At 43.5% G+C, this 15662-nt stretch carries 12 protein-coding genes; 6 read left to right on the forward strand and 6 right to left on the reverse strand.

The annotated features are described in order from the left end of the window. The first annotated feature begins 192 nt into the window (after positions 1-192). On the forward strand, positions 193-2307 hold the full coding sequence (gene thiC / locus ACHEVO_RS08705; protein ID WP_394124637.1) for a phosphomethylpyrimidine synthase ThiC: 2115 nt from the start codon (positions 193-195) through the stop codon (positions 2305-2307). A gap of 122 nt (positions 2308-2429) precedes the next feature. Here the strand turns inward: thiC and ACHEVO_RS08710 are convergent, their stop codons facing one another. Both ACHEVO_RS08710 and ACHEVO_RS08715 read right to left on the reverse strand, forming a co-directional pair. Next, on the reverse strand, positions 2430-3320 hold the full coding sequence (locus tag ACHEVO_RS08710; RefSeq protein ID WP_394124638.1) for a fructose bisphosphate aldolase: 891 nt from the start codon (positions 3318-3320) through the stop codon (positions 2430-2432). Positions 3321-3497: 177 nt separating this feature from the next. After that, the gene (locus tag ACHEVO_RS08715; RefSeq protein WP_394124639.1) at positions 3498-4346 is read right to left on the reverse strand and encodes an EamA/RhaT family transporter; all 849 of its coding nucleotides are present in this window, start codon (positions 4344-4346) and stop codon (positions 3498-3500) included. 369 nt (positions 4347-4715) lie between these two features. On the opposite strand from ACHEVO_RS08715, the gene ACHEVO_RS08720 reads away from it, so the two are divergent. From ACHEVO_RS08720 to ACHEVO_RS08730, 3 genes are all read left to right on the forward strand, one after another. Continuing rightward, on the forward strand, positions 4716-6632 hold the full coding sequence (locus ACHEVO_RS08720; RefSeq protein ID WP_394124640.1) for an ABC transporter ATP-binding protein: 1917 nt from the start codon (positions 4716-4718) through the stop codon (positions 6630-6632). Positions 6633-6713: 81 nt separating this feature from the next. Further along, positions 6714-7604, forward strand: coding sequence for an alpha/beta fold hydrolase (locus ACHEVO_RS08725; RefSeq protein WP_394124641.1), 891 nt, complete (start codon positions 6714-6716; stop codon positions 7602-7604). Between the two features lie 20 nt (positions 7605-7624). Continuing rightward, complete coding sequence (locus tag ACHEVO_RS08730) at positions 7625-8242, forward strand: alpha-ketoglutarate-dependent dioxygenase AlkB family protein (RefSeq protein ID WP_394124642.1); 618 nt, start codon at positions 7625-7627, stop codon at positions 8240-8242. A 32-nt stretch (positions 8243-8274) separates the two neighbouring features. Here ACHEVO_RS08730 and ACHEVO_RS08735 read toward each other — a convergent pair whose 3' ends face one another. The 4 genes from ACHEVO_RS08735 to ACHEVO_RS08750 form a co-directional block, all read right to left on the reverse strand. Next, positions 8275-9147, reverse strand: a complete 873-nt coding sequence (locus ACHEVO_RS08735; RefSeq protein ID WP_394124643.1) for an EcsC family protein — start codon at positions 9145-9147, stop codon at positions 8275-8277. A gap of 195 nt (positions 9148-9342) precedes the next feature. Further along, positions 9343-10374 (reverse strand): NADP-dependent oxidoreductase, encoded by a 1032-nt coding sequence (locus tag ACHEVO_RS08740; protein WP_394124644.1) that lies wholly within the window; start codon positions 10372-10374, stop codon positions 9343-9345. Positions 10375-10560: 186 nt separating this feature from the next. Continuing rightward, a complete protein-coding gene (locus tag ACHEVO_RS08745) occupies positions 10561-11316 on the reverse strand; it encodes an endonuclease/exonuclease/phosphatase family protein (RefSeq protein WP_394124645.1) in 756 nt (251 codons plus the stop codon). A 208-nt stretch (positions 11317-11524) separates the two neighbouring features. After that, positions 11525-12637, reverse strand: coding sequence for an AOC03_06830 family ribosome hibernation factor (locus ACHEVO_RS08750; RefSeq protein ID WP_394124646.1), 1113 nt, complete (start codon positions 12635-12637; stop codon positions 11525-11527). Positions 12638-13133: 496 nt separating this feature from the next. Here ACHEVO_RS08750 and ACHEVO_RS08755 point away from each other — a divergent pair, with 496 nt between their 5' ends. Continuing rightward, positions 13134-15374, forward strand: a complete 2241-nt coding sequence (locus ACHEVO_RS08755; protein WP_394124647.1) for a M3 family metallopeptidase — start codon at positions 13134-13136, stop codon at positions 15372-15374. Next, complete coding sequence (locus ACHEVO_RS08760; RefSeq protein WP_296208958.1) at positions 15375-15632, forward strand: YheV family putative zinc ribbon protein; 258 nt, start codon at positions 15375-15377, stop codon at positions 15630-15632. Positions 15633-15662: the final 30 nt, after the last annotated feature.

Raw genomic sequence — 15662 nt, forward strand, 5'->3', positions numbered from 1 at the left:
TGCGTAATGCATAGCCAGATAAGAAGAGAGGATATAAAGCTGCGTCCAATATTTGATGAGCACCATGCGCGACGATACTTTTTGGTCGAAGTTGTGGGTTCATGATATAAACTTGTCTAGATGATGGATGCCTACCCCCGCAGATACTGGCGGTGTTGATTTTATTCAAAAACCAACACGCTAGGACAGCATATGACTACTGCAGACACTACCTCAATTGCACCGAAAGCCCAAACGCATAACCCAGCCGACAACTCAACGCTTGCTTCAAATGCTGCTGACACGACCAACGTCAAAGCAGATAAAAAAGCAGATGCGTTAAAAACCCCTGCTCACCGTGCCGCAAGTGATGCCCGTTTCGAAGAAGATGCGCGCGACTTGCACCGTATTTTACCTGCCTCAAGAAAAGTCTATATCGAAGGCTCAAGACCTGACATCCAAGTACCAATGCGTGAAATCAGCTTGGCTGATACGCCTGTTGGTGGCACTGGAGATAAAGACGGTGAGCATAATCCACCGTTTTATGTGTATGACACTTCAGGTGTATATACTGACCCTAATGTCGATATCGACCTCACACGTGGATTGCCAAAATTGCGTGAAAGCTGGATCGCAGAACGCGATGATACTGAGCAGTTAAGCGGCTTATCTAGCTCATATGGACAAGCACGTGCTCGCGATATCAGCACTGCCAATCTTAGATTTGCTCATATTGATAAACCGCGTCGCGCTAAAGCAGGACAGAACGTTACGCAAATGTACTACGCGCGCCGTGGCATCATCACTCCTGAAATGGAATATATCGCCATACGCGAAACGCAAAAGCAGCATGAACTGACCGATATGCGTCAACACGATGGCGAAAGCTTCGGTGCCAATACGCCTCAAATCATTACTCCTGAATTCGTTCGCGATGAAGTGGCGGCTGGACGCGCAATTATCCCAAACAACATCAACCACCCTGAATCTGAGCCGATGATCATCGGGCGCAATTTCTTGGTGAAAATCAATGCCAATATCGGTAACTCAGCGCTGGGTTCGTCTATCGATGAAGAAGTGTCCAAAATGACGTGGGCAACACGTTGGGGTGCGGATACCATCATGGATTTATCAACGGGTAATCATATTCATGAAACCCGTGAATGGCTAATCCGTAACTCTCCTGTGCCGATTGGTACGGTACCGATTTATCAAGCATTAGAAAAAGTCGATGGCGTCGCTGAAGACCTAACGTGGGAGATATTCCGTGATACGTTGATTGAGCAAGCAGAGCAAGGCGTAGATTACTTTACTATCCACGCTGGCGTACTATTACGCTATGTACCACTCACCGCAAAGCGTCTGACAGGTATCGTCTCACGCGGCGGCTCTATCATGGCGCAGTGGTGTCTGGCGCATCATAAGGAAAGCTTTTTATACACGCATTTCGAAGATATCTGCGAGATTATGAAACAGTACGATGTAGCATTTAGTCTAGGTGATGGCCTACGTCCTGGTTGCTTACAAGATGCCAATGATGAAGCGCAGTTCGGTGAGCTACGTACGCTTGGTGAATTGACCAAAGTCGCATGGGAGCATGATGTACAGGTGATGATCGAAGGCCCTGGACACGTGGCGATGAACCGGATCAAAGAAAACATGGACTTGCAGCTTGAGCTATGTGCTGACGCGCCTTTCTATACTTTAGGGCCATTAACGACAGACATCGCTCCAGGCTATGACCATATTACTAGCGCCATCGGTGCTGCGATGATTGGATGGTTTGGTACAGCGATGCTGTGCTATGTCACGCCAAAAGAACACTTAGGTCTGCCAAACAAAAAAGACGTTAAAGACGGCATTATCACTTATAAAATCGCCGCACACGCTGCTGACCTGGCTAAAGGTCATCCAGGAGCACAAGCACGTGATAATGCATTATCTAAAGCACGTTTCGAATTCCGCTGGGATGATCAGTTCAATCTGGCGCTCGACCCTGATACTGCACGTGAATATCATGACGAGACGTTGCCAAAAGACGCACACAAATCGGCACACTTTTGCTCCATGTGTGGCCCTAAGTTTTGTTCAATGAAAATCACTCAAAACGTGCGTGAATATGCAGCGGGACTGGATAAAAATGCTGCTAACCAAAAAGTAACGCCGCAAACGGGTGACCTAACCGATGCTGGTCACCTAATCAAAGAGGTAGATACAGAGCTTGTCGGACAAGTTGGGGAGGCCACTGCTGAGGAAATTCGCCAAGGCATGGCCGAGATGACTAAGAAATATAACAACGAAGGACGTCAGTTATATAAAGAGGTGTAGAGTTAATAACCGATACTTTTAAAATAATAAAAGCCCTACTATTCAAGTATTTTTATACTTATCTAGTAGGGCTTTTTTGCTTATTTACTCATGATTTATGTGCGAATTTTTATTTACTACGTTTACACTTTTGACGCTTCATAAATCTCTTCAATTGAGGCATTAATGGTTTCAGCAAACTCGCTATCGCTTTGTTGCTTACTCAAACCTTCAGTAAAGGCTCGTGAGAAGCTCGCAATCATACCTGGGTTTTGTTTAAGCTTGGCACAAGCATCGCTACGACTATAACCACCAGACAGCGCCACTACTTTTAGCACTTTAGGATGGTCAATCAGCTCCTGATAAAACCCTGCCTCTTCTGGTAGGGTCAGCTTAAGCATCACTTGATGTTCGTCATTCAAGCGTTCCAGATTGCGCAGTATATCTGTCTTCAACAGTAGCTCGCACTCATGCTTTTGAGTGCTTTCAATATTGACCTCTGGCTCGACGATAGGCATCAGACCTTTTGAAATAATTTGCTTAGCCACATCAAACTGCTGCTGTATCACAAGCTCGATGCCATCGACGTTTGGCTCACAGATGACTGAGCGCATTTTAGTACCAAATACGGGATAGTTTTTTGCTTTATCTAATAATAGATCTAGATTCGGAATCGGCTTCATAACTTGTACGCCGCTCATTTGCTCAGCCAGACCTTTGTCTACCTTCAAAAATGGTACGATATTTTTATCTTCCCATAGGTAATTGGCCGTCGACTTGCCATTGACTTCGCGCTCCATGGTGTCTTCAAATAAAATTGCACCAAGTACACGCTCACTATCAAAACAGTCACACGTCATGATACGAGCACGCATTTCATGAACCAAATCAAACATGGCTTCATCGTTATCATAGTCGTCGCTGCTGACACCATAAGTCTCTAACGCTTTCGGTGTACTGCCGCCACTTTGATCAAGAGCAGCAATAAAGCCTGAACTATTTTTTATACGCTGTAATTGCTTATCGTATTCCATTGAGCCTGCATCCTATTTTTATTGGTTAAGTTAACTATCATAAACTAAGCTTTTTTATTCCATACAAGCCGTGTTATTTGTAGATAACCTTATCATAGGATGATTTGTATGCCTATATAGGATACGTGACAATACGGCTAAAAAAGTTGTGAAACCAATACTTTTGGACAGTGCGCTTTACGCCAAAAATAGCACCCCTACACAGCAGACTGCCAATAACAATCCTATTATATTGATACGGTTCAGCTGCTCTTTAAATACACCTACGCCAATCAATGTCGCTACGGCAATAACACCGACATTCATACCAGTGAAAACAATACTAGGAGAATCGTGCAGCACTTGGTGTGCCCGCACATAGGCATAAATATTGCCCATGTTTAATGTGCCGAGCAGTAGACCTGTCATAAGCGCTTGTTTTTGCCAACGTACTCGCGTGGCAAGTAAATAGATTAAAAGCAATACACCTGCTACGCCAAAACTTACCAGTAGAGTCAATGGAAAAGCTGCCCCTTGTTTGGCAACTTGTTTGAACAAAATATCAATAATGCCGTAGCCTGCCCATACCCCAAATAACCATAGCGGCGTATGCTTTGCTTGCCGAGTAATATCATTATGCTGTGGTCGATAGACAAGCGCACCTAATGCCAAAAAGCCCAACGCCAGTCCAAGCACACGAGTACCAGTCAGCACCTCACCGAATAGCAAGAAAGCCGCTACGATAGGAATAATGAGTGATAAGCGCTGAGACGCGTCGGTTGCTACCATCCCCACTGCTTCAATAGCCCGTCCGAGAATGATAAATACAGCAGGTAATAGTACTCCAAGCGCGATGATGATGCCCCAAGCGCTATCAAGCGCATGAATGGCACCTACATCAGGCTTTAGTAATACCCAAGTCAGTAAAAAAGCCACAGGATAGCCTGCCACGATGGTCTGACGAATATCTATATTTTTCTGGCGCAATATTTTCAAAAGTACTGAGACGGCGACGCTACATAGCACCGCTATTATTAAATACATCATTCACTGCTACCTTTTGAACTTCAATGTTGAGTTATTACTGTTCGTATATTGATAAAAACTATTAAATAAAACACCTGCTAATCAGCTGATATTTGCAATAAAATCATACTTATAAAAGCAATATTTAAACCATGAATAAGTTTGGATGTAGAATGTAACAAAATATGTTTTCTACAGCAATCTATTTATTATAGTTGTGACCAAGGCTATAAAGACACAGCTATTCTTAAGTAAATTACAATTAGCATGCAGGTATGATTAGTAATTTTGCTAAAATAGCACCTAATCCCAATCACAAAAGTAAAGATTCTAGATAACGAGTACTCTCGTTCATCTTGACGTACTGCTATTGATGTTTTATTACTGCCTATGAATGCTTTATTTCGCTTTTTCGAAAACCGCCTACCCGCCTTTCCAGATACACCTATGCCATTGCCATCACCTCGCGATGGTATGCTGAAGTTTTTGTGGGCATGTACCAATGGTCTACGCGGCTGGCTACTAATCTTTATGATTTTGTCCGCCGGTATCGGTATCTACGAGGCCATGCTGTTTGCTTGGATAGGCAATATCGTCGATTGGTTGGGCGTTTATACGCCGCAGAACTTATGGGTAGAAAAAGGCGATATGCTACTCATCATGCTCGCTGTCATGATAGTAAGCCCACTGTGGATTGCCTTGTCATCGTTTATCCACTTTCAGACCTTGCAGGGCGTGTTTCCTATGCAGATGCGCTGGCGGTTCCATCAGCGCATGCTTGGGCAATCCATGCAGTTCTATCAGGACGAGTTTTCGGGTCGCGTCTCAGCGAAGGTAATGCAGACAGCCCTAGCAGTACGCGATACCGTGATGACCGTCACCGATATGTTTATGTATGTCTCTGTCTACTTTATTACCTCAGGGGTGATTTTATTTAATTTAGACAGCTTACTACTTATTCCTTTTGTTATTTGGCTTGTCTTAGTTGCTATCACCATTTGGTACTTTATCCCTAAGCTCAAGGAGACAGCGATTGTGCAAGCGGATGCCCGTGCCTTGATGACAGGACGAATCACTGATGCTTATGCCAATATCATGACCGTTAAGCTATTTAGCCATTCTCGTCGTGAGCTGGGCTATGCCAAAAATGCCATGGGACAATTTTTAGGTACGGTGCATGCACAGATGCGCTGGGTCAGCTATTTAGAAGTATCGACCCATCTTATCAGCGTGATCTTGGTCAGTAGTACGGCAGGTATTGGATTGTACTTGTGGCAACAAGGCGCAGTTGGTGTTGGTGCCATTGCTGCTGCGACCGCCATGGCATTGCGTCTAAATGGTTTAACGCGTTGGATTATGTGGCAGACAGCCAGTTTGTTTGAGAGTATCGGTACAGTGCAGGACGGTATGCGTACGTTGTCAGCACCGCAGACAATCATTGATAAACCTGACGCGCCAGCTCTAGCCGTCACGGACGGTCGCATTGTGTTCGACCATGTTGACTTCAGTTATGAAAATGACGAAGAAGACACTGGAAAAGCTGGCGAGCCTGTCGATGGGACTAGCATCGCTAAACGCGCTCCTAACTCATACATCAAACTGTTGGACAACTTCCATTTAGATATTAAGCCGGGTGAAAAGATTGGTTTGGTTGGGCGTTCAGGTGCTGGTAAATCAACTTTGGTTAATCTGCTACTGCGCTTTTTTGATGTCGATAGCGGTAAAATCCTTATTGATGGTCAGGCTATTGATGCGGTTACGCAAGAATCATTGCGTCAACAAATTGGTATGGTGACTCAAGATACGTCGCTGCTACATCGTACTGTACGTGAAAATATCGCTTATGGTCGTCCGGATGCTACTGACGAAGAGATTATGATCGCTGCCAAACAAGCTCAAGCATGGGACTTCATTAAAGATCTGTACGATGATAAAGGCAATACAGGACTTGATACCCAAGTGGGTGAACGCGGAGTCAAACTATCTGGCGGTCAACGTCAGCGTATCGCTATTTCACGTGTTATGCTAAAAAATGCGCCGATTTTACTTTTAGATGAAGCGACCAGTGCGCTAGATTCTGAGATCGAATATGCCATTACCGAAAGCTTAAATGACATCATGACCGGCAAGACCGTTATTGCTATCGCCCATCGCCTGTCTACTATTGCGGCACTGGATAGACTGGTCGTTATGCATCAAGGCCGTATCATTGAGCAAGGTAGTCATGATGAACTATTGGCATTGAATGGTGTCTACGCTCGACTGTGGCAGCGTCAAAGCGGTGGCTTCTTAGGTGAAGACAATTAGGATTCATTAAGTCAGCTCAATCATAAGAAGACAAACTACAAAAAAATCACTCAAAATAAGTCACAAGGAAGTGTTTATTTTATGGAAGCATTCACAAACCGCATTAATCTTGGCGGAAAACAGGCACGCTATTATGACCTTAGCCATTTTAATCAGCCGCTAGATTCAAGCTCTACTCCCCGCGCGCCAGCACATTTTTATAGTGGTAATAGTTTTACTGTTGGTACTTATACGCCACTATTAAGTAAGCTAGCCACTGAGTTTGATATCAGCTCACTTGCCCTACGTGGCTACTGGTATGATAAGCCGCAAAGCCGTCGTCTGACGCGTGAGCAAGATGCTGATATGCTGATTGAGTTTTTAGAAAAGACGCAAGACAACCCTGTCGTAGGTATTGGTCACTCGCAAGGGGCGACGGCCACAGCAATGGCAGCTGCCAAACGTCCAGAGTTGTTTTCGCAGTTGTACCTGATCGAGCCTGTCACATTTACCAAAAACCAAGCTACCTTATATAACCTTTTGCCACGCTCTGTCCTACTGAGCCGCGAGCCTTTCAAAAGCACGTTAACCAAGCAATCTACTTGGCCAAGTACCCATAGTTATTACGAGAGCCTACGTGCGCAGCGTGCTTATAAGCGTATCAGCGATGAGCACTTGCAAGTGTTTGCTGAACAAAGTCTGAGCAAGAATGCAGATGGTAGCTATACGCTTATGTTTGCACCAGTACAAGAGCTGGCTAATTATTTTGGCGCTCCTCATATCGATGCCGCACTCAAAAAACTAAGCTGTCCCTACACGTTGATTACAGGCAAGCCTACCCTGTTCATCAATGACAAAGTACGAAAGCAATGGGAAAAATTTGTCCCAGATAGTAGTCTTATTTCGCTGTCAGATTATGGTCATCTATTGCCAATGGAAGCACCTGAACTATGCGCTCAAATTATCAACGAGCACTATCAAAGCAGTAAATAAGGATTTACAACGACTGAATTATGACTGACCTCTTTTCTCCTGCACCCACGGATAATTTACTGCCCTATGATGGTAAGGTGAACGATCTAGGTGTGATTATCGACGATGCCACTGCCCTTTATAACACTCTACTAAATGAGCTACCTTGGCAATCAGACATCGTGACGTTATTTGGTAAGACCCATATAACTACTCGGAAAATTGTCTGGATGGGAGATACAGATGCAGACTATCAGTACTCAGGACATGTGCGACAAACTGTTCCATGGTCAGATAAAGTGTTTCACGTGAAACAGAAAATCGAACAAGCTTTAGCAGAGATTGGTGTCACTGCTAATTTCAATACATGCCTGCTTAATTACTACCCATCTGGCGCTGATGGTATGGGCTATCATGCCGATGACGAAAAAGAACTCGGTCAGCAACCAGTCATCGCCTCTCTATCGCTTGGTGCTACACGCAAATTTGTTTTTAAGCATAAAAAAACTCAAGACAAAGTTGAACTTTATCTTGAGTCTGGTCAGCTCGTTGTGATGCATGGTGACACACAGACCTTTTGGAAACATACGATTACTAAGACAAAGACGGTCGATGCTGGGCGAATCAGTCTAACGTTTCGGAATATGCTTACATCTTGACACTATCGCTGACTTAACGAGTCATCTAATTCTTACGCGAGACGATCTAAAAAACGCTCACGATAACACTGGTAAGCAGCTTCACAAACATTGGCAGTATAGCTAGCATTAACACCACCTGCGACCACTGCGCCTACCGCTGGAATAATTTGCGCCGCTTTTGTCTTAACGATGTTAGTGGCTACTTTAGTCGCTGTCTGACGCAGTACACGAGACATAACTTCTTCATTAATCTGATTAAATGCCTGAGTTTCTGGATCTCTAATCATCGCATGAGTGTCATCTAACGCCGCTTTACGCTCCTCAACAGAGGCAGAAGTTGCTACAGCCAATAAAGACATAGCAAATAGCTGCTCGCCTTCATCATTGATATCGAAGCCATAATAAGTTGCATATTCTCCAATCGCACGTAGGTTAGCCGTAATGAGCCCAACGACGTCTGCAGGGATACCTGCCCAGCCTACAACCCCTGTAGTCACCCCTTGCGCACTGGTTAGCGCTACATATTTGCTTTTGAAAAGCTTAACTTGTTTATCTACAACTGCAATGGGTAGACGTTTAATGTCAACAAGCGTTTTGATAGAGGAATCGTTAATATCTGCTGCCTCTTGATAGCTATCGATAACGTTTTGAGTGTCCAATGTCCAGTTGGCCGCATCACTCAAAGCAGTAATCGTTTCCTCAGTTGCTTTTTTTAGAGAATCGCCAAATTGTGGAGCCTTCATTAACGCATCACCGGCTGCTACCACAGGGGTATTAAGCACTGTTAGCGTTTTATCCAAAATCCCTTTATCAGGGTTCTTCCATGCTTCTATCTCTGCACGGACTTTTGCTTCATAAGCAATGTGGTCATCTGTTTTTTCATTGCTGGTCTTATTATTAATAGTCTTATTATTGATAGTCATATTATTCCCTTTATTAGTATCGTTCGCTTTCTATCCTGTGATAAATAAGCAAAGACTACAGGGACGTTCTGTTGTCCAAGATAAAACTTTTGTATGATTTGTTAAGTAATCAGTTAAGTTTACTGGGTTTCAACAGACATCCCTTTACTAATAAATCCTACCAAACACTACCTAATACTTGGACAACCTTGAAACTCACTCAGCTGCCGCTAAGACAATCTTGCCAAAAGCATCGCCTTTTTGTAGCTCATGGTGCGCTGCAACAACTTCTGAGAGTGGATAGTTTTTTTGAATTTTTAAAGTTAAATTACCATCGGCCACTTCCTGTAAAACACGCGCCATATCTTGACCACTACGCTGCGCTTTGTAACCTGCTACTGCTAAGTCTTTTTGCTGACCGGCTTCTTTGAGCTTATCAACCCAGATAGTTGGTAACACATTCACGCGGGCGCCTGATTTGAGCACGCTAAGTGCACGGACACCTGCTTCATCGCCGACTAAATCAAGTAGCATATCGGCTTGTAGATCAGGGAACGCTTCATCTTTTGTATAATCTATCCAACCCGCCAGCTTAGATACGTCTATCAATTCATCAAGCTTGGCGTACTTTTCTGGTGAGCAAATTACCGTCACCTTGATGTTATCTTGCGCCACTTTATTCATGAGCAATTGGATTAGTAAATGACCGACACCGCCTGCTGGTGCATTAATCACCACATGTTCGCCTGTTTTTATATCAGCAAAATCTACAAACTGTAGCGCCGTTTGTCCGATACAAGGCAAAGCACCTGCCTGCTCTAAAGTGACATTTTCTGGTACTTTTGCAAGCAATTTGGCATCTACTGCCACATATTGCGCATAGCCGCCACCGCTAAAAGTCAAGGCCGCTACTCTATCGCCAATAGCAAACTCATCGCTATTACTGCTGACTACTTCGCCTGATACATCAAATCCTAAAATAGCTGGCTGATCATTCTCAAACTTGTCTTTGCGAATGTTTTCCGCGCCCCAGCCTTTACCTTGGCGAGTTTTATAATCGACAGGGTTAATCCCAGCATAAGCAATTTTTACCAGTACTTGATCGTCCTGTAGCTCAGGAACATCAGCACCATCTTGGTATTTCATTACTTCAGGCTCACCGAACTCGCGTATGAGTACGGCATGCTGAGCCTTAGGTATGTTGTGGTTAGCTTGTTGATTATTATCAGTAGTAGACGCTGTTGCCATCGTAGAATATCCTTATATTTTGTTTATTAGGCTGTACTTGGTCTTCATTTTATTGAAACGTTGTGCTGCAAATAGCACTTTCAATCGAAAACATGGTTAATCAATAATATGATCAATAAAGACAATTGTTCATATATCGATAGATTGCCAATATAATACATTTAGACGAATTATTATAGTTAGGTATTAGGGCAGCATCAGCTCTGCACTAATGGGCAAATGATCTGATAGCGATGACCAAGGTTTTCCAGTGTGTACCCAAGCATCCTTCACAAGCAAATTGCGCACGTAGATACGATCTAAGCTGAGTACTGGCAGTTTTGCGGGAAAGGTTGGCAACAGCTTGCCATGACAACATTTGAACGCTTCTATCATACCGAGATCTGATGCCAGTTTGTCACAAGACATCTTTTTCCAGTCGTTAAAATCGCCTGCCAAGATAAGTGGTTGATCCAGCGCAATCTCATTTCGAACATAGTCACTAATCGCTTGATACTGCTTAATACGATCGCGCTCAAATAAGTTTAAATGTGCACACAATACGATAACGGGCATTTCCCAACCGATAGGCTGTACCTCACAGTGCAAGACACCGCGCTGCTCAAGCTTATTGACTGTAATATTTACATTGTGTTTGGGATCTAGCGGGAAACGGCTTAATACGGCATTGCCATGATGACCGTTTTCGTACTCTGAGTTTTTGCCATAACTGTTTTGCAGATCTAAAAATTCGCCAAACCATTCATGCTGTGATTGATCTGGGTACTCGTTATATTGCATATTACGTTTGAGGTTTTGGCCTTGTACTTCTTGCAGGCACAAGACGTCTGAACCCACAGACTCTAGCGCCTGAGCAATACCTTGCATCTTCACTTGGCGATTTAGCGGTGACATGCCTTTGTGGATGTTGTAGCTGGTTAAAACAAAAGAGGTGGTAGTCATAGTTTGGTTAGTTGTACGCTCATTATTTATGGAGTAAAGATCAATAGCTCAGCTACGATAGCACCCATAGTGATGGTAATGACAGACATAAAAAGAGCACTGGCTCGTATTGAACCAATGCTCTCATATTACACCTATGTATTATCAATGGCTAATTCATAAATGGCTGACTCATAAATGAATATCGCGCATAGGTGTCATCGTCAGATTAGTAGCGGGTTACTAGCGCTATTGGTTGATCCTCACCCATGATGTCTTGTGGCATAAATACAGCTTCGCCGCCATTATGAATGACGTGTTCGATGATTTCACCGATTGCATCATCTGTAATGCCTTCCGTAGTAGCATCATTGGCAGGGCTTAACGTTTGTTCCTTTTCGTCAATCTTAGCAGACTGAATATAACCACGGCGTACATAGAGTGTCTCACCAGCCCCTTGGAAAGCACTGCGATATACTTCCTGCAAATCAGTCTGCAACATGTTCGCACCGCGAGCTTTGTCAATTTCACCCAGTGCAGCTTTGTGCAGTGAGGTGCGATACTCTTCTACAGCTTCTTGCACACTATCTACGATATGCTGAGCACTACCATCTTCTAGATTGGTCGCATTTGACACTGTAGCAATGATATTGTCTGGACGATCACAGACTTCTTTGTAGTAGCCAATATTTTTTGCATCACCAACTATGACTAGAGGCATTTTATGCTCACCCCATAGTTCTTGGACGCTTTTATCAACTTGGTTAAAGAATTCTTTTAAGTGACTGCTTTCGTTATTTGATGAACGATCTGAGCCACCGTCACCTGTTGTATATAGTCCGTTGTTTTCGACAGGGAACTGAATGTTCTCCATGTTGTTTTGTGCATCGTCATCTTTATCGAACTCTCTCACAACACGGTCATTAGATGCTTCAATCAAACGCGCATTGTCACGGGTTAAGACCACCGTATAATAATGAACCGCACTTGCCATATCACGAACTAGGTCACGCGTAGCAAACCTATCTGAAATCACAACACGTTCTGTTGTATCAATTGGCATACGGATGACTTGCACATCATCTGTACTAGCAAATATAGCTAACGTATCGAGGTTATAATTGTGATTGAGCTCACTGATTTTATTTTGAATATTATCTAGAATGGTAGTCGCTGTACGTTTATCGTACTCTTTTGTCAAACGATCTTCGGCAACTTTCAATTGATTTTTTAGAGCAATAGGATCTTGCTCATTAGCTGGGTGTTCACGATGCGTTTTAACAAAGATACTTACTGCAGGGTTAGCTTTAGTTTCACGTAAACTTTTAAGAGTCGCTTTCATATATTGCTCCTTGTTTTATTATCGTTCATTTTTAACTTTATGTATCTCTTCACTCATATACTGTTATAAGCGTAGAAGTTTCTATCCGTGTTTTTCTTGCATCTCATTGATGCATAATATTTAAATTCCATTATCTTGATGCTAACAGCTATACCCCACTCCCTGTAGGGTTAATTTGCAAGCAAATGATAGCGCTTTGTAAGTAGAGCACTCTATATTGTTAAAGAACTTTCTTAGCGAGCATAACTACATATTCAGATAATTATCTTGAGAAGTGGAATCTAAATACCAGAATCTCAACGTTTACTTTCAGATTGCTAGTACTGTTTTACTCACTTGAATCGTATAAAAGTGCTTAGGTTGTATTTTTACCAAACGAACCCATCTTTTATATAATCTATATATAAAACAAGAACACACTGTATATCTCCATAGTAGCCAGATTTATCTCATTCTCATTTTGATTAATAATAATTCATTGATATCGGATACCTATATGACACCTTCTCCTTTAGATTTACGCCTTGTCGATTTTGCCGACACTGCGCCACATACCTTACAAAATCAAGTGATTGACGCCATTGATGCTGCCAATGCTTTTTTAGATACCTTAACCTCGATAGAAAGCGACAGTGCTGAAAAAACAAGTGCTGAAAAAACAAGTGCTGAAAAGATAAGTGCTGAAAAGATAAGCGCTGAACAAGCTTTGGCAGATGTGATGAGCTTTGATCATATTAATTTGGCATTAGATCGTAGCTGGGGTATTTTGTCGCATCTCAATAGCGTGATGAGCAACGATGAGATTCGCCATGTTCACCATGAACTGCTACCAAAATTATCTGCTTACGGTACGCGAGTGGGCCAACATCAGCCTTTGTTTAATCGCTATCAAGCTATCGTCAATGACATAAATTTCTTTGCTACGTTAGAGCCTGCTCGTGCACGTGCAATCGAACTGGCATTACGTAGCTTTGAGTTATCAGGCGTTGCGTTACCTCAAGCTGAGCAAGAAAAGTTTGCCGTTATCCAAAGCGAGTTATCTACCTTGTCTGCAACCTTTTCGGACAATGTCTTGGATGCGACGCAAGCATTTGCCCTGCCTTTAGAAGATTCTCAGTTAAAGGGGTTAACAGAGAGTGGTTTGGCCCTACTGGCAGATGCAGGCGAGCAATACAAAGCGCGTGAGCTTGCTAGCGGTGCTCTTAGCCAAGCCGATATAGATGCACTTCCTACTCCTTACTATGTGGCCAGTTTGAATATCCCTGTATATCTAGCGATTATGACTCATGCGGACGATCGCAGCTTACGGGAAACGCTGTATCACGCTTATGTCACACGCGCCTCTGAGTTTGATACGCATACCAATGCAAAAGGAAACTCATTAAATAACGCTGACAATATGAGTCAAATCCTCTCATTACGTGAGCAAAAAGCCAAGCTACTTGGTTTTGCAAATTATGCCGAAGTATCCCTATCGACCAAGATGGCAGACAGTGTCTTAGAAGTAGAGACATTCTTACGTGACTTAGCAACGCAAGCAACCCCTGCTGCCAAAGCAGATTTGGCACAGCTACAAAAATACGCTAGCGATTATGGCATTGACGAGTTGCAACCGTGGGATAGCGCCTATATCGCTGAAAAGGTAAAACAAAGTGAGTTCAGCTTATCGCAAGAGGAAATTCGTCCATATTTCCCATTACCTAAAGTGATTAATGGCTTGTTCACTATCGTTGAGCGTCTATACGGTATCAAAGTACAAGAGCAAAGTTATAAAGATGCAGAAAGTGACTCAGTCTCGCGCTGGCATGACGATGTAAGTTTTTATCAGTTATTCGATGCTGATGATCGCTTGCTCGGTGGCTTTTACTTTGACTTGTTTGCGCGTAGCGGTAAGCGTGGCGGTGCATGGATGAGTGGTTTTCAATCTCGCTATAGCTATGAAGAACAGAACCACCAGCAGCTGCCCGTTTGCTTTATGGTTGGTAATTTCACGCCAGCACTTGATGGTAAGCCAAGCTTATTGACTCATGACGAAGTACTGACCTTGTTCCACGAGTTTGGTCATGGATTACATCATTTGTTGACCCAAGTGACGGTCGGTGATGTCGCTGGTGTCAATGGTGTTGAGTGGGATGCGGTAGAGCTTCCAAGTCAGTTTATGGAAAACTGGGCTTGGGACGCTGAAGGCATCGCGCTTATCAGCAGTCACGTTGAGACTGGCGAACCGTTACCTAAAGACAAACTTGATGCCCTATTAGCAGTCAAAAACTTCCAGAGTGGACTGCAAACGCTGCGCCAAATCGAGTTTGCATTGTTTGACTTACTGATTCATGCTCACACCCCAGCGCTTAGCTATGACGATATTTTAGAGACGCTCAATACCGTCCGAAATGACATTGCTATTATGCAGACACCTGACTATAACCGCTTTGCAAACGGTTTTAGTCACATTTTCGCGGGTGGTTATGCTGCAGGTTATTATTCATACAAATGGGCGGAACTGCTATCAGCTGATGCGTTTAGCAAGTTTGAAGAAGACGGTATTTTCAACCCAGCGACAGGCAAAGCGTTCCGTGAGTCCATCTTATCTGTTGGCGGCAGTTTCCCGGCCAAGACCAATTTCGAAAACTTCCGTGGTCGTAGCGCCAGTATCGATGCCTTGCTACGTCATAATGGTTTCACTGATGCTGAAGATATTGATGCCGCAAATACTCAAACGACGCGCGAGGTCATTTAAATGCGTTATCAGTCCTCTAGTCCTAAGCGCCGATTTTTAGCAGGGGTACGTTGTCCAAAATGTCAGGAGATGGACGCTGTGGTGCAAGTCAATATCGTCACTCCTGCCCCAGATGAGTATATTGAATGTACTCAGTGCGGACATACAGAGCACCGCCCCGATCCTGATGCCATTAGCGCCAAGAACCATTTAGAAGATAAGATAGCTCGTGATGCGATGGCAACTGGCACCAGCGGCACTGTAAAATTCAAGTCTTAGCGATTTAGTTTTTATACTTAAAAACAGATT

It is taken from the genome of Psychrobacter nivimaris (genome assembly GCF_043419765.1).
Classification (GTDB): domain Bacteria; phylum Pseudomonadota; class Gammaproteobacteria; order Pseudomonadales; family Moraxellaceae; genus Psychrobacter.